Source organism: Pseudoxanthomonas daejeonensis (assembly GCF_010093205.1).
Taxonomy (GTDB): Bacteria; Pseudomonadota; Gammaproteobacteria; order Xanthomonadales; family Xanthomonadaceae; genus Pseudoxanthomonas; species Pseudoxanthomonas daejeonensis.
In genome coordinates this window covers 74,621-99,338 of record NZ_PDWN01000007.1, presented here as the reverse complement: position 1 = coordinate 99,338, position 24,718 = coordinate 74,621, and the positions used below count along the sequence as shown (strand labels likewise).

At 63.8% G+C, this 24,718-nt stretch carries 14 protein-coding genes; 3 read left to right on the top strand and 11 right to left on the bottom strand.

The genetic code is table 11. From position 1 onward, the window contains the following. Window positions 1-622: 622 nt before the first annotated feature. The gene (locus tag CSC65_RS08575) at window positions 623-6,892 is read left to right on the top strand and encodes a hypothetical protein (protein ID WP_162410148.1); all 6,270 of its coding nucleotides are present in this window, start codon (window positions 623-625) and stop codon (window positions 6,890-6,892) included. Next, a complete protein-coding gene (locus CSC65_RS08570) occupies window positions 6,774-7,529 on the top strand; it encodes a hypothetical protein (RefSeq protein WP_162410147.1) in 756 nt (251 codons plus the stop codon). The genes CSC65_RS08575 and CSC65_RS08570 overlap by 119 nt, the downstream gene beginning before the upstream one ends. A gap of 120 nt (window positions 7,530-7,649) precedes the next feature. Here the strand turns inward: CSC65_RS08570 and CSC65_RS08565 are convergent, their stop codons facing one another. The 9 genes from CSC65_RS08565 to CSC65_RS08525 form a co-directional block, all read right to left on the bottom strand. Beyond that, window positions 7,650-8,738 (bottom strand): AAA family ATPase, encoded by a 1,089-nt coding sequence (locus CSC65_RS08565; RefSeq protein ID WP_162410146.1) that lies wholly within the window; start codon window positions 8,736-8,738, stop codon window positions 7,650-7,652. Next, the gene (gene pnuC / locus CSC65_RS08560) at window positions 8,735-9,274 is read right to left on the bottom strand and encodes a nicotinamide riboside transporter PnuC (RefSeq protein WP_238390333.1); all 540 of its coding nucleotides are present in this window, start codon (window positions 9,272-9,274) and stop codon (window positions 8,735-8,737) included. Before pnuC ends, CSC65_RS08565 begins: the two co-directional genes overlap by 4 nt. Window positions 9,275-9,300: 26 nt before the next feature. Beyond that, the gene (locus CSC65_RS08555; protein WP_202922856.1) at window positions 9,301-10,650 is read right to left on the bottom strand and encodes an AMP-binding protein; all 1,350 of its coding nucleotides are present in this window, start codon (window positions 10,648-10,650) and stop codon (window positions 9,301-9,303) included. Next, the gene (locus CSC65_RS08550) at window positions 10,647-11,234 is read right to left on the bottom strand and encodes a hypothetical protein (protein WP_162410144.1); all 588 of its coding nucleotides are present in this window, start codon (window positions 11,232-11,234) and stop codon (window positions 10,647-10,649) included. The genes CSC65_RS08555 and CSC65_RS08550 overlap by 4 nt, the downstream gene beginning before the upstream one ends. Then, a complete protein-coding gene (locus CSC65_RS08545; RefSeq protein ID WP_162410143.1) occupies window positions 11,231-12,196 on the bottom strand; it encodes a radical SAM protein in 966 nt (321 codons plus the stop codon). The genes CSC65_RS08550 and CSC65_RS08545 overlap by 4 nt, the downstream gene beginning before the upstream one ends. Then, complete coding sequence (locus CSC65_RS08540) at window positions 12,193-13,890, bottom strand: hypothetical protein (protein ID WP_202922855.1); 1,698 nt, start codon at window positions 13,888-13,890, stop codon at window positions 12,193-12,195. The genes CSC65_RS08545 and CSC65_RS08540 overlap by 4 nt, the downstream gene beginning before the upstream one ends. 110 nt (window positions 13,891-14,000) lie before the next feature. Continuing rightward, window positions 14,001-14,978, bottom strand: coding sequence for a hypothetical protein (locus CSC65_RS08535; protein WP_162410141.1), 978 nt, complete (start codon window positions 14,976-14,978; stop codon window positions 14,001-14,003). A 16-nt stretch (window positions 14,979-14,994) separates the two neighbouring features. Then, window positions 14,995-16,575, bottom strand: coding sequence for an AAA family ATPase (locus CSC65_RS08530; RefSeq protein WP_162410140.1), 1,581 nt, complete (start codon window positions 16,573-16,575; stop codon window positions 14,995-14,997). 494 nt (window positions 16,576-17,069) lie between these two features. Then, window positions 17,070-18,257 carry a tyrosine-type recombinase/integrase gene (locus CSC65_RS08525; protein WP_202922854.1) on the bottom strand — a complete coding sequence of 396 codons (1,188 nt, stop codon included), beginning with the start codon at window positions 18,255-18,257 and terminating at the stop codon, window positions 17,070-17,072. A gap of 537 nt (window positions 18,258-18,794) precedes the next feature. Between CSC65_RS08525 and CSC65_RS08520 the strand changes: the two genes are divergently transcribed. Further along, a complete protein-coding gene (locus CSC65_RS08520; protein WP_162410139.1) occupies window positions 18,795-20,345 on the top strand; it encodes an alpha-N-arabinofuranosidase in 1,551 nt (516 codons plus the stop codon). 86 nt (window positions 20,346-20,431) lie between these two features. Here the strand turns inward: CSC65_RS08520 and CSC65_RS08515 are convergent, their stop codons facing one another. Both CSC65_RS08515 and CSC65_RS08510 read right to left on the bottom strand, forming a co-directional pair. Beyond that, complete coding sequence (locus CSC65_RS08515; RefSeq protein ID WP_162410138.1) at window positions 20,432-22,876, bottom strand: glycoside hydrolase family 127 protein; 2,445 nt, start codon at window positions 22,874-22,876, stop codon at window positions 20,432-20,434. 102 nt (window positions 22,877-22,978) lie between these two features. Then, window positions 22,979-24,703 carry an IlvD/Edd family dehydratase gene (locus CSC65_RS08510; RefSeq protein ID WP_162410137.1) on the bottom strand — a complete coding sequence of 575 codons (1,725 nt, stop codon included), beginning with the start codon at window positions 24,701-24,703 and terminating at the stop codon, window positions 22,979-22,981. Window positions 24,704-24,718 lie beyond the last annotated feature (15 nt).

Sequence of the window (24,718 nt, the reverse complement as noted above, 5' to 3'; positions counted from 1 at the left end):
GAGTCCTGGGAAAAGGGCAAGGTGCTCGCGAAGCGCGAGCGAGGTTCCGGTTTGCCGGACCAGCCTTGTTTCCCCTAGGCGCACGTCGGCTCAGATGCGAGGCGACTGCTGGGGTCGGTACGAGCACAGCCCTGTAGCGACTCCTAGAGGGTCTCATAGGCTCCTCTAGGTGCGCAACCTGCCTACGAACCGTGCCTAAGCCAGAGCCAGCACCCTCGCCTTCGAGGGGCTCGAACAGGTAATTCAGGCCGGAGTACCCTCGTCAGCCGGCTTACTTCAAGCGCTGAGGTCCGCTCCAACGAGTGATCGTTGCGTGGCCAAGCTACGCGGGGTCGACGGATTAGTGGTCAGGGGCCGTTGTTGGGATTGCCCAAGTCCGCCTCAGCTCCGAGCGGACACTGCCTGTCTGTGCCCATGAGAATGCGATTTCGTCCGCCGCGCCTTTAGTCGAGGCGCTTGACCGGTACGCCTATGCAAATGGGGAGATTTCCCAGCGAATGGGTAAACTAAGCTGGGGCAGCTTGAGGCGTGTAAGGCCTCCAGATCTCTTGGGTTGGCTCGCCATGGTGCTGTGGATTCTGGGAGGCGTTACTGTGATCGAGAAATCAGGACATGCGAGTTAATGCCACTGCAGACTGATACTTTTGACGTTGGCCCCAGCCGTGACGGCGATCAGTTTCATTACTCGCGCGCCTCCCGCCTTTGCTTGGAGCTTCTAGAAGCATCCTCCGACCTCAAGGTCGTGTCGGTTGAAGGTATTTCCAGGGAGGACTCCGTCGGCGAGGGCATAGAGTCAATCGACCTCGCGCTCTATTACGGTAGTATCAGCGTGCCCACGGCGCGTTTCGTGCGCTATCGCCAGCTTAAACATTCGACGCTCCACGCAGACAAGGAATGGACTGCTAGCGGCCTGAAGAAAACGCTAAAGGACTTTGCCGAGCGATTCATGGCATTGGTTGACCACTTTGGCATCCAAGATGTCTGCGCGCGCTTTGCTTTCGAGTTCGAAACCAATCGCCCACTCTCGCCTAAAGTGGCGCAAACGCTGGCGGACCTGAGCGGTGGAACGCAGGGGCCAGACGCGCGCTACATCAGTCGTGTAACGGGACTGGCGCCTGCTGACCTCCAGGCGTTCGCCTCCCGGTTCCGGCTGATCACGCGCGTCGAGGGATTTCTCGAGCAGCGCGCGCTGCTTAACCGTGACCTTCGGGCTTATCTCCCGGGTCACGACAAGGATGCGGCGATCGCGCTGCGCGATCTCGTAGCTCGCAAGGCCACGACTGAGTTCAAGTCCAATCACGAGATCCGGCGTGAGGACGTCTTGGACGCCATGGGCGTCCGCTTGGGCGACCTGTTCCCCGCGCCGAGTGTCCTGGAGTCGCCTGCGGTCGTCGTGACGCGCGCCCAGATGCCAGATCTGATCAAGGCAATCACTGAATCGTCGGCACCGGTCATCGTGTCTGCCGATGGCGGCTATGGCAAGTCCATCGTAGCCACCCAGATCGGTCCTGCACTACCGGGCAGCACAACCTTCGTCTATGACTGCTTCGGAAATGGCGGGTACCGAAGCGCGACCGGCCTGCGGCATCGCGCTAAGGACGGCATGGTCCAACTGGCCAACGAAATGGCCGCCCAAGGCCTGTGCCATCCGCTGATCCCGACAGATAAGGCAGACGACGCTGCATATGTGCATGCCTTCATGGGGCGGATGGCCCAAGCCAGCGCCGCCTTGCGCAGTCAGGCCGGCGGTGCGTACCTGGTTCTCGTGTTGGATGCGGCTGACAACGCTGAGGTGGCTGCTGAAGAGTTCCACCATCCGCCGAGCTTCCCGCGCCTTCTGCTCTCTGAAACTCTACCCGACAACGTCCGATTGGTGCTCACCGCGCGTCCTCACCGGGTTGCGAAGCTCCAGCCACCGCCGGGCGTGGTCAGCTTTGAGCTCGATGGGTTCAGCGAGAAGGAGACCGGCGATTTGCTCATGACCCGTTTTCCGGACGTGGGGAAGGCAGACATCCGGGAGTTTCACCGCCTGACATCGAGCAACCCGCGCGTCCAGCGCGCGGCACTCGATCTGGACCTGACCGCGCCGCTGACGACCGTCCTGCGCGGGCTCGGTCCATCGCCTCGCACGGTCGACGACACCATCGGGGCCCTCTTGGAGCAGGCCGTACGCCAGGTACGGCATGTCGCTGCGAAGGTGGAGCAGTCCCAGATCGATCGCATCTGCGCGGCACTCGCCACGCTGCGTCCGTTCGTGCCGATTAGGATCATCGCTTTGACAGCGGGCGTTGACGAGGGATTGGTCCGAAGCTTCGTGCATGACATCGGCAGACCGCTGCTGCTTCGAGACGACTCCGTCCAGTTCAGGGATGAACCCACGGAGACGTGGTTTCAGACGCACTTCAGACCCGAACAAGAGGAACTAGAGGCATTCGTCCGGCGCCTAAAGCCGCTAGCTCGCGGAAGTCGCTACGCTGCGGCCGCACTTCCGGCGCTGATGTTGAGCACGGACCACTTCGATGAACTTGTCCAATTGGCACTGAGCGATGACGCACTGCCTGAAGACGATGAGATCGCTCGGCGTGACGTCGAATTGCAGCGACTGGAGTTTGCGACCCGGGCGGCTCTGAAGGCGCGCCGGTACGTCGATGCCGCCAAGCTCGCATTGAAGGCCGGCGGGCGGGTGGCAGCCGATGCCCGCCAACAGACGCTCCTGAGCGGTAACGTGGATCTCGCATCGCGGTTCCTGGATGCAGATCAACTGCTTGAGCAGGTATCCAGGCGTCAGATCGTCGGAGGCAACTGGACCGGCTCTGAGCATGCCTATGAGGCGTCGCTGCTCTCTGGCCGAAAGGCCTTGGCGGGCGAAGCGCGTGCTCAGTTGCGTTTTGCCTACGACTGGCTCGGCCACTGGCTGCGAAATCGACAGCAGAGAGAAAGCCACGCGTCGGTTGAGGACAAGGATATCCTCGAGCTGGAATGGACAGAGTTGAATGTCCACGGGCCGACACAATGCGCTAGTCAGTTACGGAGTTGGCGGCCGCGCCAGCTCTCCTATCGCATTGGGCGACCTCTTGCGAAGCGTCTAGTCGACGCCGCGCGGTGGGAAGACGCCGATGCGTTGGCGCTGGCAGCTGGCAACGATATCGGGCTAGTCCTCGCGGTCGCCAACGAACTCAGCGTGGTCGAGCGGTACGTGCCGAAAAGCGCTGCCGCGCGCACCATACGCCTGCTCCTGCATCCACGGATCAAACTCGGCACGCCGGGTGACTGGCGAGGCGAGGCCACGCGAATGTGCGCCGTCGCGTCGATGGTCGAGACTGCATGTCACTACCGCCTTGCATCCAAGCGGGCACTGGCCGGTCTCTTGCGTCGCTATCTGCCTAAAGACGTGCCGCGCACCCTCGAATCGGAACACTTCAACGAGGATCGGTCTGCATACCTGCGTGCGTACGCTTTGCTGGCAGCGCTTCTGGGCAAATCTCTGACGCTCGAATTCATCTACGGTAAAAAACGAAGGTCCCGCAAGAAGACTAGCGAGAATCGGTTCAGCGGTCGCGGATTTGAGAATCTTCAGGTGTTGTTGCCGTGGCACGAATTGAGCGTAAAAGTACGTTCCGGCGCGGTGTCAAAAGCAGGCTTCGATACCGCATTGGCGGCGGCTCTAGAGCATTGGGGGCGTCACCGGCGTGACGGATATCAGGACCGGTCTGCAACGGCTGACGTGGTCGCCAGGCTATGGTCCGAATGCATCGTGTTGCTGGGTAGTGACGAGGCACTCTGGACACAGTTGGCGCAGTGGCAGGACGGTCTGCGGATTCCTCTCTTCATCCCGACCCTGGCAGACCTCACGCGGCGAGTGGGATTGACCGGCGGCCCCCCGTACATCGCACTTTCCTTTGCGCACAGGGCTCGCCGTCGGATCGGAGAGGAGTCCGAGCTCGCCGAATCAATGGTCGATAGTTATGTCCTCCTCGCTCGAGCCATGTTGGGCAGCAGCGACGATGAGGCTCAGCAGTACTTCAATGAAGCCGTTCGTGTCGCGAGCAAGATCGGACAGGAGAACCTTGAGCGTTGGCATGCCCTGTTGCACCTGAGCGACGCTTGCGCAGCGGACCGGTTCGATGATCCGCAGCTCGCGTATCGATTCGCGCGTGCAGCTGAGCTCACAAGATCGTACGTCGATCGTGACAAGCACTTCGACTGGGAGCACACCGTCGAGGCAATCGCCATGCTGTCGCCAGGCACGTCAGCCGCGATCATAAGTCGCTGGCGCGACCGTCGATTCGGCGAGCAAGAGCGCCTATTTCCTCAGCTGGTTGAAGTCCTTTGCAAGCGGGGCGACTTGGATGCGCGCGACGCGGCACCCCTAATCTGCTTCGAAGGTTATTGGGATTGGCCGGGCCTGATTGCCGCCGCTCTCGATGCTACTGGGAGCGGCGCCGATAAAGAGAAGCTGCTCGAGCAGTTTTACAGCTACCTACGCTTCTCCGCGGCTTCCGGAAAGCGTCTAAAGGCAGTAGCCAATGCGGTCCAGCTGCGGGGCCTGGATGCGCAGCCGTTTCTCGAATTGGAAGCACGCGTCCGACGGTCTGAATCGGACCACCACTCGAACGAGGCGTCATTAACGGATGTCCGAGAGGACGGCCCGGAGTGGGAATCGGTGTTTGCAGGAATTGATCTCGGCGGCGCGTCGGGCCTTCTTGAGAGCCAAGCGCGAATGCCGGATGGTCGCACCGGGCGGTGGAGCAAGCAGTGGATCGGCGAAGCCATCGCGCGAGTTCCCGCGGGCAGAGAGCGCGCTTTCGTCGAGGCCCTCGAGATGGTCGACGACTGGAGCCCCTACGAAGTCCGTAGGCTTCTTGATCAGATTCCGGCGACGTGGGCAGATCGACTCGCGGCGCGGCAATCCTTGGCGTTGTTCGTTCGACGTATGGCCCGCGACCATGCGACGTCACTTGGAATCGACCGCCACTACCAGTCCTTGTCCTACGATCTTGTCTTTGAGAAGACCGGCGTCACGCGCGAAGAGCTACTACGGGTTGCGCTGGGGGCGATCGCCGATACGAGCCTGCCGACTACGTCTCACGGCTTGTTCCAGCTCGTCGCAGTCCTTGGTCAGTTCCTGACTCCCGTCGAAGCGCGATCGGTTCTGGGCTATGGCCTAGAGCATCTGGAGGAGGCGCTCGGCCGCGAGCAAGGTGATGGGCCGTGGAGCCCACACTTGGAGCCCCGCGGGGGCTGTCGGACGAGCATCGCAGGCTATATTTGGGCGGCCCTTGGAGCCGTCGAATCGGGGCGCCGGTGGCAGGCAGTCCATGCAGTCCGGGCGCTGTGCCGCCTGGGTCGCGAAGCGCTCTTGGAAGACATTCTCGCGCTCGCGACCGGCGGCGATGCGTCAGCGTTTACTGATGCAAGCTTCCACTTCTATCGGATGCACGCGATCCAGGGCTTGCTGACCGCTCTCGACCGCGCTTCGCGTGATGGCGCGGTCGTAGTCGCGCGCCACGCTACCTGGCTGGAGACGTTGGCATCGCGGCAGACCCGTCATGTGATCTACCGCGGTATCGCGGCTCGCGCCCTGTTGGCCCTGGCTGATGCGGGCCACGTGATGATAGATCCGGTAACCCAAGGTGCGCTAGGCCGGATCAACACGTCCAAGCTTCCGACGCAGTTTTCCGCCCACCACACCCGGCCACACCGCAGTCCACCTGGGTCGGAGGATACATGCGAGTTCGCCTTCGGCTACGACTTCGTGCGCAGCTGGATCGAGCCGCTCGCATCGTGCTTTGCTATACGGTCCCAAGAGATCGAAGCCGTCGCGTGTCGGATTATTCGAGAAGATTGGGGGCTGCAGGAGAACGGACATTACGATCGGGATGCGCGTGCGCTACGTGGTCAATTCAAGGAATACACGAGGCGCCGTGGCAGCGAACTGGGCGGACAGGACGACCTCTCGTTCTACTTGTCTTACCATGCCCTGATGGAGACCGCGGGGCAGCTGCTGGAAACCCATCCGCTCCATGAGGACCCCGAGAGTTCATGGGGATCGTTCGCCCATTGGCTCGAGTACACGGCCTCGCTCAATGCCACAGGCGACTGGCTGGCAGATCGCAGGCAGTTGCCGCCAATGGATGCCGTCCAGTTCCCAAAGAGAAAGAAGGACGCGTGGCCCGTCCCTCCTACGAAGAATTACATGCGTTCGCGTCTAATGGGCCGCACCGGGGGAGTAGTGGTCGCAGGCCGATGGACGCAATACGAGGGGCGCAATTGCGAAACCATCCGCGTGGTCAGCGCACTGGCGTCGCAATCTCACGCCGGCGCACTGTCTCGGTCACTGGCTGCGACCCGAAACCCGTATGACTACGCACTGCCAGAGTTCCAGGACACCCATGAGATACAACACGGAGGTTTCGTGTTGGAAGGGTGGGTGACGGAGTCAGGCGCCGAGTCCGGCTCTGATTCGGATGATCCGTGGGCCGGCGGACTGAGCCGGCGCTTTTCGGATCTCGCCGGACCGGTGGCGGCTGAACTGGGGGTTGTTCGGGACGAATCCTCTGATGCGTGGCACAAGAGTGACGGAACCTGCGTAGCCTGGGTCGAGCGGTGGAGTGAAGGCGCCGACGAGGGCGCGCGCACCCCGGGTGGAGAACGCCTTGTGGTCGACAGGAAGTTCCTGCAGAGGGCGCTGGATCGACGGGAGCGAACGTTGATCCTTGAAGTCACCTGCCATCGCCACGTTGTGCCATTCAGCTATGAAAGCAGGAGTGGAGATGAAGAAGAAGAGCACTCGACGGAGATCATCACGCTCGAAAGAGAAAGAGCGCCCCGCATTGTCGGCCGCAACGCTCGCCCTCGGCGGAAAGCTCGTCGCCGAACTAAAACTCGTTGATTCGACCGACACGCTCGCGCGATGGATGGCCCACTATGTCGCGGAGCTGATGGTTCGCGCTCAACATGCCCCTCTGCCTGAGCGCGAAGACGCACAGCGGGCGTGCGCACTTGCAATTTTGGACCTATGGGCAGTGGCGCGGGCTTTCCCCGCGAAGAAAGCGGCATTCGAATCTATCGACCAAGTGATCGAGGCCATGGCTTCTCTGCATCCGGAGGGGGGGCCGCGTTACCGAAACAGCTTGTGGCATGGACTCGACGCACGTGCCAGTTGCGGCGACAGTGAAGTCCAGAGTCTTCTTACGACTGCCTCGGAAATCGATGCCGCGGCTCGCAATCTCATCCACTATATCCTTGCTCACGCCTCTCGTATTGCGGGGCAAGACTGTGCGGACTGGTTAGAACTGGCCCAACACTTGGACGACGACGACCCCGTTACCCAACTCCGGATTAGAATCGTACGGACGGGGCGAGACGAGGCGGAGCTAAAACATCATCGTATCGAGCAGGTGCAGAAGCGCATCTCGCAGCTCGATCAGCTTGCCTCCGCGACTCAGGCATTGAAGACGAGCCTTGTGGAATCGTTAGCAGCTGCTAGCGAAATGCTCGACCAGAGGTTTTCGGAGCCGAAGGCTTAGCTCGTGCTCGCACAGGGTGCGCGATGTTCGCTGGAGCCTGTCCAGCTAGCCGTAACGCTGACAATCACAACGTCCGTTATTAGCTGAGAGCGGATATTGAGAGCTGTCGATTAGGAAAACTTAGCAGGGGTACGGCCGGCTCAGCCAATCTCTATATGGTTCAGAATCCAGTTCTTCTACTGCAGCTATTGCTGTGATTATGCGGGTATCCCAAGCTCCCGACAGGCGTAAGTATCGAGTTCCGCGAGCGGCGAGTTCTTCCAGGTATTGTTTGTGCTGCTCATGGCGGAAAGCATCATTTCGTCGTGTGCCATCCTGTACAAACGGCACGTCCGGGTCGCAAAGGATCCAGCGGTCGTACCCGCGCTGCGCCAAGTAATCCAGTGCGGGATCTGAACGGCCGAACATGGCGCGTGCGTATAACAGAGTCGTCAGCGGAGTTGTGTCGCACATCAAAAATCTTGAAGCCGTAAGGGAAAGAGAATCCTCACGTGCTACCTGTGTGCGGGCGATATGTAGCAGGTCGGACTCAGCGAGGATGCCACCCTGCGCTTCCCACAGCTCACGTCCGTACTCAGGGGCGTGTACGGTACCGAACGCCTGCGCCAGCGCTACAGCCAGCGTGGATTTTCCGGTTGACTCACCGCCAACGATGGCAACGCGGCGGACAAAATCCTTGTAAACCAGTGGCGATAGCCACTGCCGGTGGGCGTGCAGATCGCCCCGTATCGCCGTACCCGAGATGGGCAGCTGGCGTCGCCCCATGTCCACGGATACGTGACTTACCTCTGGCTCACCGATGGCCAGCTGGCAACGAGACAGTGCTTGAGCGAACCCTGGGCCGTAGGCTTCGCTAGTGAATATCACGTCCACGGGTCGGCCTATGACCTCTCGCAGCAGCCATGCTACGAACTGCCGGTGTACGTCATCGCCATTATCATTTTGCGGAAGGGTTTGCACCGCGACGCCCCGTTGGCGGCAATGTGCGGCTAAACGATCGTCATCGAGCACCCAGTGGGTCGCGCGGGGGTAGAGCGCGGACAGCCATTCTTCCCTGCGAGGGGCATCCATTCCGGGAAAGCCAGGTTTGGTGTAGCTGAGCACCGTCAACTCTTCGCAGCTCTCCTGCGCGTAGTTGAGCAGGAGCTGATGACCTATGTGCAGCGGGCAAAACTTGCCCACAACCAAGCCATGGGCGAATGCGCTCACGCCGGCATGGCCTGTTCATCTCCGAGACGGTGCCAGTATCGCCAGGCTACGCACGCGTTGATCCAGTATGCCGAGTACAGGACGGCGGTGACCATCAGTCCGCGGGATGCATAAAGCGGTACGGCGATGGTATTGACCAGAAGCCAGACCGGCCAGGTCTCCACCCGCCGTCGCATAAGCAGTAGCTGTGCGAGCACGGAGAGACTTAGGACTGCTGAGTCGGCGAACGGTGCATAGGCATCGGTGAATCGGTGAAGGAGGGCGCCATATACCAAAGCGGCTGCCACCGCGATCGCCCCCATCCAGATCAGGCTGCGTCCCGAGGTGGCACGCACCACGAGCGGCGCCTTTCGGATGCCCCCCATCCATTGCCACCATCCCACCATGCTCGCCACAACGAAAAAGAACTGAAGTAGTACGTCAGCGTAAAGTTGCGAGTTGAAGAACAGCCAGGAAAACAGCGCACAGCCGACGATTCCGGTCCACCAGGTGTGGACGCTATTGCGTGCCGCGAGTAGGATCGACACGGTTGCCATAAGGCTACTTCCGGCCTCCAGCCAGGTCACGGTGTATCGCCTCCTGGCATGTCGGATGTGTACTGCCGCACCTTATCTTCGGTGTCGAGAGCGACCACGGTTATGGGCCGCCCACCCAGCGCAGCCTGCAGCCTAGTTTCCGCCTCATTTGCTTGAGCGATTTCCGATTGGGGCAACGCGAGTGTTACATCGCCATGGGTTGCCTGGTGAATCTGATAGCGCGAAAGGGGCAGCACTGCCAGGGCATGGGTCAGATCGATGTTGTTGATCCATTGACCGGCGGCAGTGAGGAAGCGCACGGGGCGCCTTCCCTGCAGTCCGACGATCATCGGACAGTCACCGTGCATCGCCAGGGCGCCATGGTCGCCGGTGCGATAGCGCAGCAGTGGCAGGCAGAAGTTGAAGCCGCCGGTCAGCGTGATCTCCCCGGTCAGTCCAGGGGGAAGGGTCTTACCATTCGGATCCAGAATCTCGATGTACATGCCGGGTTGCAGCAGAACATGGCCGCCGGCTGCATCGTCGTAGACTGCGAGCGGTCCGGCCTCGTTCATCGAGTAAAGGTCGAGTACAGCGCAATCAAAGCGCTCGGCGAGCGATCGCCGAAGCCCCTGCGAAAGGGCCATCGAGACCGAGAGTAAGGCGCGTGGCCGATGCGCAACTGGCAGTTCGAGGAGCGCTGCGAATGAGATCGGGTCGCCTGCAATCACCTCCGGCTGCATCTGGTCGATGTAGCGTGCCCGGTCGCTGGGATCACGCCAGTCGTCCGGATGCAGGTTGATCTTGGCCAGGCCGGACTCCCCCATGGTCGGTGTCACAGAGACATAGGTAAAGCAACGGCGCTGCATGCCCAGCAGCATCACGCCCATTTGGCCGCCGCGGTTGGACAACTCGATACCAAAGCGATTCAGCGCACGCTTGTGGTGGGCCAAGTAACGCGCCGCGACGACCGGATGGGACGGGAGCACCAGCGGGTGGCCGGTGGTACCCGTGGTGCGAAAATTGATCAGCCGATCCAGTGACACGGTATCGGGGACAAAGCGTGCGATGTCCGCGGCGAGCGCGCCGCGGTCCACCGGTGCGATGTCAGTGAAGCTCTCCGGCATGGCCTGAGCGCGGTAGTACGGGACCTGCGCGAAGGTTTTGGCGACCGAAGCCATGAGCCATTCTGGCTGGCGGCTGGGCGCCCATTCGAAGCGGGCATCGGCCAGGTCGCGCTCGTAGCGGCTCAACTCATCGACCTCGGGGCCGAGCAGGCGATTCCCGCTGGTGTTGCGGAATATCGGCGCCGCTGGATGCTCCCGCATTCGTCGGAGCATGGCGGCCCCGGCGTCAGTCAACGTCGGATATCGCTCAGCGTCGGACGGCTCTGCGGTCACTCTCGTGTCCACTTGTCGGCCGACTCCTCCGCTGCCTTTTTCGCCAGTGCCTCACGAATAGCTCGTGCACGGGCCTCCGCCGTGCGACTCGCCTCCAGCAGGCGCCTCCGTTCCACGCCACTCACACGCGCCAGCCTGTCAGCCGCCTGAGCCTGCGTTTCGCCGTCTGGCAGCAGGCCCAACCGTGCGACTACTATGCGCGCCAGTTCTTCGCGTCGTTCCGGGTCGAACACGAAACGGTCTGCGGGCGCACTCGCCGCCAAGGCGGGAGCAGCTTCCACGAACAGCGCGGTCCAAGTGTCTGCCTCGGTCTTGAAGCTGTCCCAGCTCTCGTCAGCCATCATCCAAGCGATGACCGCGGCAAGGGTCATTTGGTTGGAATCGACACCGGACAGGTTGCCGGAGAGTGTGGCCAGAAGCGAAGGGGCCGGGCGCAGACCACGCGCGACGAACACGTCGTTGACCACGGCGGCCACATGCAGTTGGCCGGCACCACCGCGCCAAGGGGGATCCAGGAAATCCGGCGGTGTGTCCAGCAGGCGCCGCAGGAGCGTATCGAGGGAGGGACCCGTTGGCATGTTCATGTCCCGAACTTGGCGAAAACCTGTGTGGAAGGGCAATCGTTACAGACCGCGGCAGGCGCGCTCCGGCGACGCGCGGCCAAGCGGTCGCGTAGCTCGGCTATATCGGAAATCGTCCGCACGGAATCGGAGGACAGGGAATGCGAGTCGAGCGTGAAGCTACAGGCGGCAATGCGGGCGAACTCATCGATGAAGATCGTGGGTCGCCGTGCTTCGCACTCGGTCACCGCGACCGGACGACCTGCTGCAGTGGCTTCCAACCGCGCCACATAGGAAGTATCGGCGTGCAGTCGCACTCCGCGATCGGCCAGAGCGGCCACCAGCGGCGGCAGGAGTTCGCGCAACCTCGAGATGTCAGGCAGCCCCAACGCCTGGGCCCGGTGGAAATCTGGTCGATCACGCCCGCCCAGCTGGTTGAACGTGATCTCTTGAATGCCCCAATCCGCGAGGCGCATGCACAACTCTGCGAACTCCGGCAGGGTGTCACGCATCAACACCACGTTGGCACGCAGAAGTGGGCCGCTTCCGGGGCGGCGCAGGTTAGCCAAGCGCTGGATGCCCTCCGCAAGTCGAGCCATTCCACCGGGCCAACCCCGCAGTCGCTCATGCGTCGTTTCCAAGGCATCGACGCTGAACGTGATCTCGTCAAAGGATTCGCTCAGTGCTTGTGCGCTGCTTGGCTGCCAACTACGCGTGCCATTGGTGGTGATACTTGTCCGCAGGCCGAACTGCCGTTTGAGCCGACCTGAAAGATCGAGGACGCCTGGCCACAGCATGGGTTCGCCGCCAAGCCAAGACAACAGCACCGGCTGTCCCACGGATTCGCGGTACGCACCAAACAGCGCGGCCAACCGCTCGACTTCCGCAGGGAGCGACTGCACCCTTGGCTGCGGCACGCGCCGGTCGTAGGCGCAGAAGCCGCAGGCCAAATTACAAAGCTTGGTGAGCCGCCAAAGCACGATCATGAGTCCGTGCCCCTGCGAATCGGGACATAGTGCTGCCGACTGAATTCCCGCGCGAAAGCCAGCAGCTCTGCCATGTCGCGCACCACATGGATGTGCCAGCCGGCATCGCGCGCCCGCAGCAGGTCGCCCGTCCAGCCGCTGGCGCCGGTGTTGGCTAGGCTGGCAGGCAGAGGGCTGAATAAGTTCAGCGCCATGGTGCCTCCGCCTCGGGCGGCACGCAGAGCCTGCGCTGCCACCGTCCAGCCACTCTTACCGTTCTCATCCTGCTCGAACATAGTGGTGATGCCGTCGTCGGAAATGTGCAGAATGTGCACCGCGCGTGCGTGCGCAGGGCGATTTTCGTAGGTGTCGCGGAGGCGATGTATGGGGAAGGCTGTGGCGCCACCGAAGTAGCCGGTCAGCACCTTGAGGATATCTTCCTCCGAGCGAACGAACCCTGAGGTTTGCAGGTATTGGTGTTTTCCGCTCCAGAGCGTGGCTTGGACATGTGCTCCTACCCGCAACGCCGACAAAGCGATCACCGCGCCAGCTAGGGTCAGGAACGACGTGCGCTGTTGGGGATTGGGCATCGACCCGGAGCTGTCGACGTACAGATCCAGGTCTACCGGTTCGGCTTGCGGCTCTAGTTCGGGCGCTAGGCCATGGATGCGTTGCACGGTCGTGACGCCAGGTACCACCGATGGCGACTGCATCAGTGATTGCAGCCAGTCGACCGCGTCCAATGGATCGCCAGGCTCCCAAGGCTCCAGTCCTTCTGGCAAGAGCTCCAATGACTGCGGCTGTGGACGCGTGGGGTAACGGATAAGGTGGGGGAGGGCGCGCTCGCGGTAGTAGCGAACGGCGATCTGATGGTCGTCCAGATCAAGGCCAGCGGCGCGGAGAATTTCACCGTATTCGAACGGCTCGCGCGCTTGCCCACCGCTTGGTGAGTGCGCGTCGGTATGCGCCTCCTGACGGGTGTCGGCCGGTGCGCTTTCCTCGGCAATGGAGAGCTCGCCTGTGATCCGGGGGTCAGATGCGGGATGCGGCACGGGTGCCATCTCATCGTCTTCCAGGCGATCCAGCCCGGCCGGATGAGTTCCCTGGCCCGCGTCTCGCGTATCCATCAAAGCGTTGACGCGAAGGTCTTTGACGGTCTCCAGCAGCCGCGGGAGAAGGAGCATGGCGAAGCGACCGGCCCCTTCGAGCCATTCGCTGGCATACACCCGAATCACGCGCGCGCCTAGCCAGGCATCGCCGCGCAGTTCCGTATCGTCGGTTGGACCACCCAGCGAGCCCGGCGGTTCTTGCCAGAGTTGCTCATAGATCCCCATATATAGCTGCCAAACGGATGAAGCGTCGCCTTGATCGGAAGGCTCCTGCTGCGCTGCAAGGCGGCGATAGATGTCGCCCATGCGCAGGCCGCACTGCCTTTGCAGGCGATCATTGATCAGCAGGTCGGTATACAGGTTGGCCACCATTGGCGCATGAGCTTCAAGCGTCGGCAATGCGCGGCGGATGCGAGCGAGTAGCCGAGCATGGTCAGTAGCCGTGGCTGGCGCCAAGACGTGGTGACCGATCTCATGGGCGAGGATTTCTAGGGAATAGGCCTGCAGACCCAGTCGTGCGACCTCCGGAAGATCGATGACGACGCGCTGGTCGGCCAGGCGAATCATGGCAAAGCTGCCGGTCAGGCCCTCGGCCGCTGCCTCCACGCGGGTCTCGCACAGGCGCGGATCCTGAAGGCGTGTAAAGCGACTCCATGCCGCTAGTGCCTGTGGCCATGCCGCACGCCAGGCTGCTAGTGATTCGGACTCAGATGCGCTCATCTTGGCGTGGGCATTACGCGAACGTGGTGCGACCACGGAGAGAAGATGGCGATCCCCGCAGGCCCGACGACAGCCTGCATGCGATCGCCGGTTACAGCCCACTGCACCTGCATGCGCCCGAGAAAGATGCCCTCTCGAGTGATCGTGAGGTCCCGCGGCCTGATAGCGGTGCCAGCTGCAAACTCTTCCGCGCTGGCTGGCAGGACAACGGCGCCGTAGGCGTCGGCAAGCACTAGGTAATATCGCCCGCCGCTCTCAGCAACAAAGCCGTCCGCGACTGCGCGCACCTGTGGTGGTACTGCGAACGGACCCCCCAATCCGGTGAAACCGCCAACGGAACGCCCCTGCGCGTCGACATCGGCGGTACTCGGGTTCCACCAGCGCTCGGATGCCATACGCTCTCGGAGCGTCGACCACTCCGTTCCTACGCCGCCGACGGCTGCGATCGCAAGGCTGGCGGGCAACGAGTCCGCACGAGTTAGTGCGGGACCACGCATGTGAGTCATGCCCGCACGCCACGCGCAAACTGCGCCGAGATCGCGCAAGGTCTGGACGGAGTCGCATTGGCGGGCCAATCCGACCATCAGGCTGATCCATTCGGCCACACGGATGTCCGGAAGGCTGCCCAGGCGCACAGCGGCGTTCGTAATTGCGCCGAGGGTTTCCAGTGGTTCGCGTGCCAGCAGTGGGGCAACTGATGGCGCAAGCGAGCGCCAAGCATTTTCTACCCAAGGGAGTCGAGCCTTGGGTCCGGCATATCCCTGCGCAACAAGGTCCAGCCCGAGCTCGAAGGCGACCTCGCACACCCGCGTGGTGGCCGAGACATCGACGCCCTCGACTGCCTGGCAGACCTCATCCAGCGTGCCGCCGACAAAGCCTGCAAATGCTGGAAGATCCAGGCTAGGCCAGCGGTGGCGGGCCTCAGCCACGCGCTGGTTGAGCACGGTGCGACGCGCGGCCAGTGCGCCGGCCAAGGGCGCGGACACCATGTCAGCGCGCCCGCAGCCAGTGGAGATAATTGGTATAGCGCTGATGTAGGTACTTGAGTTTAAGCAGGTCATCGTACAAATGACCGTAGAGCTTCCGGCCTTTGACCCTTTCTTCAATCAATCGCTCGATGCGGGTCAGGCGTGCGCGGGTCTCGCGTTCGGAGACACCGTCGAGCCCATTTGCGAACTGTGCGGACAGTTCGCCCACCGGGTCATTCCGGTCCAGATCCAGGCGGTCGTACTCAGCGTTGGAGGCGTCCAACAGCCAGCGTAGCCAGCTGATCCGGTCCGTGCGATAGGGGCCGTTCTCCGGCAATGCAAAGAAGGGGGCGTCGAGATCAGGCTGCAACTTGTCATTGAGGACAAACGGCAACACTTGACGCAGGTCCTCCAGCGACACCGCAAGATTTCCGCGGAAGTACGCTATAGCCTTGGCATAGATCAGCAGCGTCATCAGGTTGCGGACCGACAGGCCGTTGCGGGTCTGGCAGCCGAGATCTTTCAGTCGGTCGCGGCCGCCATCGGCTGACGTCACCTGAGCCCAGTCCGCCCCGGCGAGGCGCGCCGTGTCTTTGGTCAGGTACTCAAACTGCGCCCCGGCCGTCTCCATAAGCTCGAATTGGCTGCAGAAGAACTCGATCCGCCGCAGCACGTCGTGGGGAACTTCAATCGCACGGATCTCGTGCAACATCTGATCCCCTTCAGTCTCGGAGAAGATGATGTCGCGAGGCACGACCTCTTCCGGGCGGATGTTCTGCTCGATGCGCAGAAGCATGTCATCCAGAAAGCGCGGATTGAACGCGAGGGCTTGCACCACCACATCGATGCGGTCGCGCAGCGCCTCGATGACCTGGTAGGTACCACCGCCGCGATCGTCGTTGGCGGTGAGGTACCAAGCTGAGTCGGGACACTCGTAGACGTGGTTGAGGACCTCGGCGTAGTTATCGCCCATCACTGTCAGCAATGCGCTCTGCGTGCGTGTGGGGATACGGTTGTACTCATCAATGATCTTGACCCGCATGCCGAGCCATTTGCGCCATGCGATTCGTATCTCGCTCATGTCCTGAGCTGCAACGAGATCGGCAGGCAAGGGATTGCCTAGTAGGTCGGCGATGGTCATCTGTGGATGGCCATGCTGCATCGCACGGCGCACTTCGCGAACAGGGTAGCCGGCCAGCACTCCCATCAAGATGGCGCTGGCAGTTTTTCCGCGACCGGGGCCACCGACGAATAGGCATTTGCGCCGAGTGGCAAACGTCAGCAGAGGTAATAAGGCATAGCTGGAATAACTCTGCGCAGATGGCAGCGCGAGTTGACGGCGGGTATCGCCAACGGCAAACGAAGCCGCCGGGCCGTCGTTGTACTCGACGTCGTAGTGCGGACTGATGATCGCATTGTTGACAATCCAGAAATACGCCTGACGCAGCTTCTCGTCCAAGCGTAATTTGGGGGCATTCGCGTCATCCTGCAGACCTACGGGACCTTCATACAGTTCCGCGACATCGAAGGCGCGGGGTGAGGGTTCGGCTCTGGGATTGGTGGGCGCCTGAGAGACGCGCTGGAACAGATTGAACGGCGACACACGATCCCCTCGTCGATAGTCTTAGCTCATTCTATAGGCTGTATGTACCAGCAGGCGAACGTCTCGCACTTGCGAGCGGGCTAGTCTCGGCGGTGCCATTTGAGTTTACGCATGTCGCTGGAGCTGCCTAGCCGGCCCAGGTCGGACACCATGCTGACGCTTGGCTAACGGATCGGGGCACGCCGCATTCGGGTAGACAGCTTACGGTGGTTAAGCTAATGGGCAGGCACGATGGGCTCCATCGCGTCGGCATGAGGGTGATTTAGGTTGCTTGCGCACTTGGTGGCGTGCCTACGCTGGTCGTACTTGGGCTTATTTAAAGGCGTTGACGGCATCGGCGCCCCGTGGCTACTGGACCTCGTCAGCATGGGCTTTTCATTGCTCATGGAAATCGCGGTAGCCCTGATGCTGATTAGGGCCGCCATCGACTCCCTCCGGCTTGGCCGGTCGGTTTAGCTCAGGCGTTGAAGCCCGCTTTCGGTCGATGGCAGACATCAGAGCGCCAGACCCGCCAAAGCCGCGGCGGCGCGCTCACCACGCAGATGGCCGTAATGTTTCTCAATCATACGCACGCTAGTGCCGCTGATTTGAGCGACGGTCAACAGATCCAGTCCGCCTGTGACCAGATCCGTAATGGTGGAGTGGCGCAGGGTATAGGCGGTCACAGACTCCGGAAGGGCTGCTGTGCGTGCGGCGTCTTTGACAGGTCCCTTCCATGCATCCTTGTCCCAAGGCCTGCCGTCAGCTCGGGCAAAAAGTGGCGCTCGCGGAAGTTTGCCGCTGGCCTGGTCCTTGAGCAGGGTCGCCGTGTCTTGGGGGAGCAGAATGCGGCGATCTGCGTTGGCTTTATCACTCTTGATGACGAGTGTGCCCGTGCGGGCGTCGAAGTCGCCAGCCGTCAATCCTGCCAATGCGCCTGGGCGCAGGGGCAGGAGGCAAAGTCCGCGGCAAAACGCTGCGGCATCTGCCGGTTGGGCGGCCAGCAGGGCGCGTCGTTGCATTTTGTCCAAGTACAGATCGCGGCGCCCATTAGCGTTTGCGACTGGCTGCAGCGCCTTGCGCCATGCCAAAGCCGTGTCGACTTCGCCGCGGGAAAGCGCTGCATTCAGCGCTGCCCGAAATGCCACCATGTCGCGGTTGACCGTTGCGGCGGCGCGCTTCCGTGTAACCGGTTGATGCAGCTTGTTCCTCGTTACAAGGGCTGGCATCGATTCCAATCGCGCACGCCACTCCCGTACATGATGTTCGCGGAGCCGGCGCAGCCTTATCTGCGCGATCGGATCGCCGTAAACGTAGCGCGGGAAGCGTTTGGCTGCATCGGCATTGCTGGCTGCATAACGCTCGCAGGCCTGGCGCACGGTGACATCGTCCTCCGAGCCACCGCGAGACAGGTGGCGGAACCACTCTTCGGCTTCCCGCTTGGCCGCGTCGAACCGCTTGTTCGGGGGAAGGGTGCCGAAGTCGCCCAACGAACGGTTCGGCTTGCGTGCTGTGTCCGGGTCGTAGAACCGGGCAAGCCATGTGCCCAGCCCGCTCCCTGCCGAGGGACGGAAGCCCAGGTACTGCCCGGCGGACAGTGGCTGCCAATAGGGCTCGCTACTCGCGCGCGCTTTCAGCTTCTCGCGCCGCTCGACTGTCCTCAGGTCGATCAGTGGGGTCTTGCGGCTAGATAGGTGGGCCACGTCGCTCTCCGCTGGCGAACCAAGTTGCCAGTATGGAAAGAGTATGGAAATCCCCGGGAGTTCACAAGAGTCCTTGACCTTGGTAAAACAGACAGTTAGGACTTCTACGAACGCTGGCGGATGCCAATTCCCTACCTTGACATGGTAGGGGTCACAGGTTCGAACCCTGTACCGCCCACCACTGCGGTCCCTTCGGGCCCGGTGGATTCCTCGGGAACCCTTCGATTTCGTTCCAGTCCCGTCGCGTGCGGTGCATCGGCGCGCCTGCGCGGACGATGCCGGGCACCGGTCGATACCGTTTCGGATATCGAAAACCGGGAAAAAGTCATTGGATCGTTCTGGCTTCTTCGCGCATCGTCGCGGCATCCACCCGGGGAGAGGACGGGCGGAGGGGCAGGTCGGCGATCCGCGTGTCGCCGGTACATTGCGTCCCGGCATGTCTGTTGCGAACGGACCAGGTGATCTTCCGCCACTTCTCCCCGAAGCCCTCGTGGGCGCCATCGTGCGCCTGCCCGCAAGCGTCTGAAGGAGAACTGCATGCACCTGCGATCAACCCTGCTGGCCCTGGCCATCGCGAGCGCGTCCGCGCTGCCTGCCTTCGCCCAGGACGTCGTCGTCAAGGTGGATGCCGGCAAGCCGGGTCCCACGATCGACCGCCACATCTTCGGCCAGTTCGCCGAGCACCTGGGTCACGGCATCTACGAGGGCATCTGGGTCGGCAAGGATTCGAAGATTCCCAACACCCGCGGCGTCCGCAACGACGTCGTTGCCGCGCTGCGCGACCTGAAGGTGCCGAACATCCGTTGGCCGGGCGGCTGCTTCGCCGACGAGTACCACTGGCGCAACGGCATCGGGCCGAAGGACCAGCGTCGCGCGATGGTCAACACCAACTGGGGCGGGGTGATGGAGCCGAACGAGTTCGGCACCCACGAGTTCTTCGACTTCATCGAACAGGTCGGCGCCGATGCCTATGTGTCGGTCAACGTCGGCTCGGGCACCGTGCAGGAGGCGGCGGACTGGCTCGAATACATGACCGCGGTGCATCCGACCGCGCTGGCGAAGGAGCGTATCGCCAACGGCCGCAAGGAGGCGTTCCAGGTGCCCTTCGTCGGCCTGGGCAACGAGAACTGGGGGTGCGGCGGCGCCATGTCGGGCGACTACTACGTCGACCTGATGAAGGTCTTCGCCCGCTACACGCGCAACTACGACCCGTCGCAGAAGATGAAGCAGATCGCGGTCGGCCCGGACGGGGCCAAGACCGAGTACACCGAGGCGGTGATGAAGGCCTGGTCCGAGCGGGTCTGGAGCTGGAACCTCGACGGGCTGTCGCTGCACAACTACACCATCAACGGCTGGCCGCCGAGCATCAAGGCCACCGGTTTCGGCGAGGCCGAATACGCGAAGTTCCTGCATGAAACGCTGGGCATGGACCAGATGATCCGCACCCACGCGGCGATCATGGACCGCTACGACCCGGAGAAGAAGGTCGCGCTGGTGGTGGACGAGTGGGGTTCCTGGCTGGCGCCCACCGAGGGCAGCACCCCCGGCTTCCTGGTCCAGCAGAACTCGATGCGCGATGCGATCCTGGCCGCGCTCAACATCAACATCTTCGCCCGCCACGCCGAGCGCGTGCGCATGGCCAACATCGCGCAGATGGTCAACGTGCTGCAGGCGATGATCTTCACCGACAAGGAGAAGATGCTGCTGACGCCGACTTACCACGTGTTCCACATGTACGTCCCGTTCCAGGACGCGACCTTCGTGCCGGTGGCCTTCGACAAGGGCAGCTACAAGGTCGGCGACATCGTCCTGCCGCGGGTGGATGCGATCGCCGCCAGGGACGCGCAGGGAACGCTCTGGATAGCGGTGACCAACATCGATCCGACCCGCCCGGTGGAAGTGGCCCTGGACGTTGCCGGCTTCGATCCGGCTTCGGCCAGCGGCCAGTTGCTCACCGCGCCGCGGATGGATTCGGTCAACACGTTCGAGGCGAAGCGGACCGTGGCACCGGTGCCGGTGAAGCTGGACGGTGGGAAGCTGCGCCTGCCGCCGCATTCGGTGGCGGTGGTGGGGCTGAAGGCGAACTGATCCGGCGCCGGCACGGCCCCGTGGCGGGGCTGCGCCATGCCGGCTGACCTGCCGATGGCCGCCGCCGATCAGCGGCGGCCGGAGATTCAGGGCGATGCTGCGTCCGTACGCAGCAGGCGCAGGTCGAACAGGCGCGGGGTGCGGCGGGTGTTGTGGGCGATGAAACGCACCTCGAGGCCGCCGTCGCGCGCCGCACCGGCCAGCGCCGGTGGCAGGGCGATCTCGCGCTCGATGAAATCGTCCACATCCGAGCCATCGAACTGCAGCGTCGCCAGCTCGACGCCATTGGCCTGCACGACCATGGCGACATGCCAGTCGCCGCCGAACAGGGTCAAGCGCAGCGCCAGCGGCGTGTCGTCGCCGATGACCGGCGGAGCCGCCAGGCGGTAGCCGAATGCATCGCCGGCATCACGCCAGCGCCGGCCCAGGTGCAGGCCCGTCGCCGAATCCCGGCCCTGGTAGCCATGCTCCACTTCCGGCTGTTGTTCGCCCGGCTGCACCCGGTCCACGGTGCGTATTTCGAGCGCCTGGCGCGCGCGTTCCTCGACCTCGACCGCGGCCAGGAGGGCCGGATACCCCGCGACTGTCGTGGTCCGCCAGTACGCCATGTAGCGCGCGTCGTGCACGCGGTACAGCGGCTCCATGCGCAGCGCGCCGAATCCGGCGGGCTGGACCAGTCCAGCGGCGCTGAACACCAGTGGATCGTCCAGCGGGACGATGCCGGAGGCCAATGCGTCGCGATCGCCGACCAGCATCGGCGCCCGGTCCAGCGGCTGGTACGGACCCGGCGCGATGTGGCTGCCACGGCCGGCATCGGCGACCAGGCCTTCGAGGTCTTCCTCGCCGGTGCGCGCGGCCAGCATCAGCGGGCCATGCATCACCGCGACCCAGTCCGATCCGTCGGGCAGGGCCTCGATCCGCGTGTGCATCGGCAGCGCGATCTCGACCCGGTCGCCGTCCTTCCAGCGACGCTCGATGCGCGCGTACGAGGACGGCGTGGATTGCAGGGGCCAGGCGCGGCCGTTGACCATCACCTGCAGCGGCCCCTGCAGCCAGTGCGGATGGCGCAGCTCCAGCGCGAACTTCTGCGGCCGCTCCAGCGACAGCCGGAGTTCGCTGCGCGGCTCTTCCGGGAAACGCGTCAGCTGGCTCAATACCAGTCCGCGCCCGGGCCGGCGCAGCTGCGAATCCAGGTACAGGTTGACCCGCACCGTCCCTTCGTCGTGCGCGTAGACGAACGCGGCGTGGCGCCCATGGTTTTCCATGCCGCTGCCCACGCAGCACCAGAAGCACTCCTGCGGCTGCGAATACACCCTGTAGTGGCGTGGGCGGACCGGTGTGAAGTAGACCAGTCCGCCATGCTGCGGATGCTGGGTGGAGAGGATGTGGTTGAACAGCGTGCGCTCGTAGAAGTCCGCATGCCGCGGATCCGGGCGCAGCCGGTCCAGCAGCAGGGTCAGGCGCAGCATGTTGTAGCTGTTGCAGGTTTCCGGTCCTTCGCGCGATTGCACCATCGGCGAAAAGTCGCCAGCCGGATTGAAGTGCTCGCGCACGCTGTTGCCGCCGAAAGCGATGCTGCGGTGCAGGGCGACCCGTTCCCAGAAGAATCGCGCCGCGTCGATCCACGCTTCGTCGCCGTCGAGCTCGCCGATGCGGGCAAAACCGATCACTTTGGGAATCTGGGTGTTGGCATGCAGGCCGTCCAGCGTGTCCTCGCCGCGCAGGAGCGGATCGAGCAGGGCGCGGTGCGAGAAGCGCCGCGCCAGTGCCAGGTAGCGACGATCGCCGGTGATGGCGCATACGTCGGCCAGCACTTCGTTCATGCCGCCGTGTTCGGTGTCGAGCACGCGCTGCAGTTGCACGTCGTCGAGGTGGGCGACGAGCCGCTCCGCCCAGTCGGCGAAGCCGACCAGCACCGCGCGCGCCTGCGCCTGGCCAGTCAGTAGCCAGGCATCGCGCAGGCCGGCGAAGGTCTTGTGCAGGTTGTAGAACGGCACCCACGCCCCTTCCAGCGAGAACGACTCCGCCTGGAAGTTGCCGGATGCGACCCGTTGCCACAGCACGCGACCGCCCGGTACGCCACCGACGTAGCCGTCGCCGTTGGCGCGCTGGCACGCGGCCATCGCCTGGACCATGTAGTCGAGCCGGCGGCGCATATCCGCATCGCCCTGCGCGGCCTGCTGCGCCAGTGCCGACAGGTAGTGGCCGGCGGTGTGGCCGTCCAGGCCCATCGATTCCCAGTTCGGATACTTCGGCGCGGGCGAGGGCAGGCCGGCTTCGATCCGGCACGGCGCCAGCAGCCGGTCCATGTCCAGCGTGGCGAGATATCGCAGGTTGAGTGCATTCGATCGGGCGAAGAGGCCCTCACCCAGGCGCACGTCACCGGGTGCGGGGAGGTGCAGCGACCGCGCCGCGGGCGCGGTGGCGCCGCGTGCCAGCGGCGGTACCAGCGGCAGGAGCGCCGCCGGCACAAGCGCGCCCAGCAGCCTGCGCCGGTCGGCGTCCACGCCCTGGAATTGCCGCGTAGCCATGCTCAGCGCAGCGGGCCGGGCCTGGGCCCGTCGGAGAGAAAGTCCCCGCCCCGCACGGGAGTTCCGGTCCGGGCCGGAAACGGGGCGGGGCAATCCCGGAATTCAGTGCGAGTCGCGGCCGACCGCATCGCCGCTGCCGCCGACCAGGAAGTCCAGGTCCGCGCCCAGGTGGGCCTGCTGCACGTGGTCCACGTACAGCTTGGACCAGCCGCGCGCCGGTGCCGGCGGCGCGGTCCATTCCGCGCGGCGACGCGCCAGCTCGGCCTCGTCGACGTCCAGGTGCAGGCGCCGGCCCGGCACGTCCAGTTCGATGAAATCGCCCTCGCGCACCAGCGCCAGCGGCCCGCCGGTGGCGGCCTCGGGCGAGACGTGCAGGACCACGGTGCCGTAGGCGGTGCCGCTCATGCGCGCGTCGGAGATGCGGACCAGGTCGGTGACGCCGCGCCGCAGCAGCTTGGGCGGCAAAGGCATGTTGCCGACCTCGGCCATGCCGGGATATCCGCGCGGGCCGCAGTTCTTCAGCACCATCACGCAGGTCTCGTCGATGTCCAGCGCCTCGTCGTCGATGCGTGCCTTGAACTCCTCGATGCTCTCGAACACCACCGCGCGGCCCCGGTGGCGCAGCAGCTGCGGCGAGGCGGCCGACGGCTTGATCACCGCGCCGTCGGGGGCCAGGTTGCCGCGCAGTACGGCGATGCCCGCCTCGGCGCGCACGGGCTGCGCAAGCGGACGGATCACCTCGCGGTTCCAGCACGGCGCCTGTGCGATGTTCTCGCCCAGCGTGCGGCCGTTGGCGGTGATGGCGTCCAGGTCCAGTTGCGCGGCGATCTCGCGCAGCACCGCGGGCAGCCCGCCGGCGTAGCAGAAATCCTCCATCAGGTATTCGCCGGACGGCTTGAGGTTGACCAGGCAGGGCAGGCGCGAACCCAGCGCGTCCCAGTCGTCCAGTGAGAGTTCGACGCCCAGCCGGCCGGCGATCGCCAGCAGGTGGATTACCGCGTTGGTCGATCCGCCGATCGCGGCATTGGCGCGGATCGCGTTGGCGAACGCCGCCCGGGTCAGGATCCTGGACATGCGCAGGTCCTCGCGCACCATCTCCACGATGCGCCGGCCCGACAGGTGCGCCAGGCGGAAGCGGCGCGCGTCCACCGCCGGGATCGCCGCGTTCTCCGGCAGCGACATGCCCAGCGCCTCGACCATGCTGGCCATCGTCGAGGCGGTGCCCATGGTCATGCAGCTGCCCGTGGAGCGCTGCATGCACGACTCGGCTTCGGTGAACTCGTCCTGCGAAAGGGTGCCGGCGCGGACCATCTCCGACATCTCGATCACGCCGGTGCCCGAGCCCAGCGGCTTGCCGCGCCAGTTGCCCGACAGCGACGGCCCGGCGGACACACCGATCGTGGGCAGGTCGACGCTGGCCGCGCCCATCAGCAGCGACGGCGTGGTCTTGTCGCAACCCATCAGCAGCACCACGCCGTCGATGGGGTTGGCGCGGATCGACTCCTCCGCCTCCATGCTGGCCAGGTTGCGGAACAGCATCGCGGTCGGCCGAATTTGCGTTTCGCCAAGCGACATCACCGGGAATTCGAGCGGAAAGCCACCGGCCTCGTAGACGCCGCGCTTGACGTGCTCGGCCAGCTCGCGCAGTGAGCTGTTGCACGGGGTGAGCTCCGACCAGGTATTGCAGATGCCGATCACCGGCCGACCGTCGAACAGGTCGTGCGGCAGTCCCAGCCCCTTGAGCCAGCTGCGGTAATAGAAGCCCTGCTTGCCCTCCCGGCCGAACCACTGGCGGCTGCGAAAGGGCGGTTTGCTGGAGTCGCTCATGCGATCGGGGATTCC

What these genes read in the sequence shown, in the direction of transcription:
- CSC65_RS08575 (WP_162410148.1), top strand. Translation starts at nt 623, where the DNA reads ATGCCACTGCAGACTGATACTTTTGACGTTGGCCCCAGCCGTGACGGC.
- CSC65_RS08545 (WP_162410143.1), bottom strand. Translation starts at nt 12,196, where the DNA reads ATGATCGTGCTTTGGCGGCTCACCAAGCTTTGTAATTTGGCCTGCGGC.
- CSC65_RS08510 (WP_162410137.1), bottom strand. Translation starts at nt 24,703, where the DNA reads ATGAGCGACTCCAGCAAACCGCCCTTTCGCAGCCGCCAGTGGTTCGGC.
- pnuC (WP_238390333.1), bottom strand. Translation starts at nt 9,274, where the DNA reads ATGGCAACCGTGTCGATCCTACTCGCGGCACGCAATAGCGTCCACACC.
- CSC65_RS08520 (WP_162410139.1), top strand. Translation starts at nt 18,795, where the DNA reads ATGCACCTGCGATCAACCCTGCTGGCCCTGGCCATCGCGAGCGCGTCC.
- CSC65_RS08570 (WP_162410147.1), top strand. Translation starts at nt 6,774, where the DNA reads ATGAAGAAGAAGAGCACTCGACGGAGATCATCACGCTCGAAAGAGAAA.
- CSC65_RS08550 (WP_162410144.1), bottom strand. Translation starts at nt 11,234, where the DNA reads ATGAACATGCCAACGGGTCCCTCCCTCGATACGCTCCTGCGGCGCCTG.
- CSC65_RS08515 (WP_162410138.1), bottom strand. Translation starts at nt 22,876, where the DNA reads ATGGCTACGCGGCAATTCCAGGGCGTGGACGCCGACCGGCGCAGGCTG.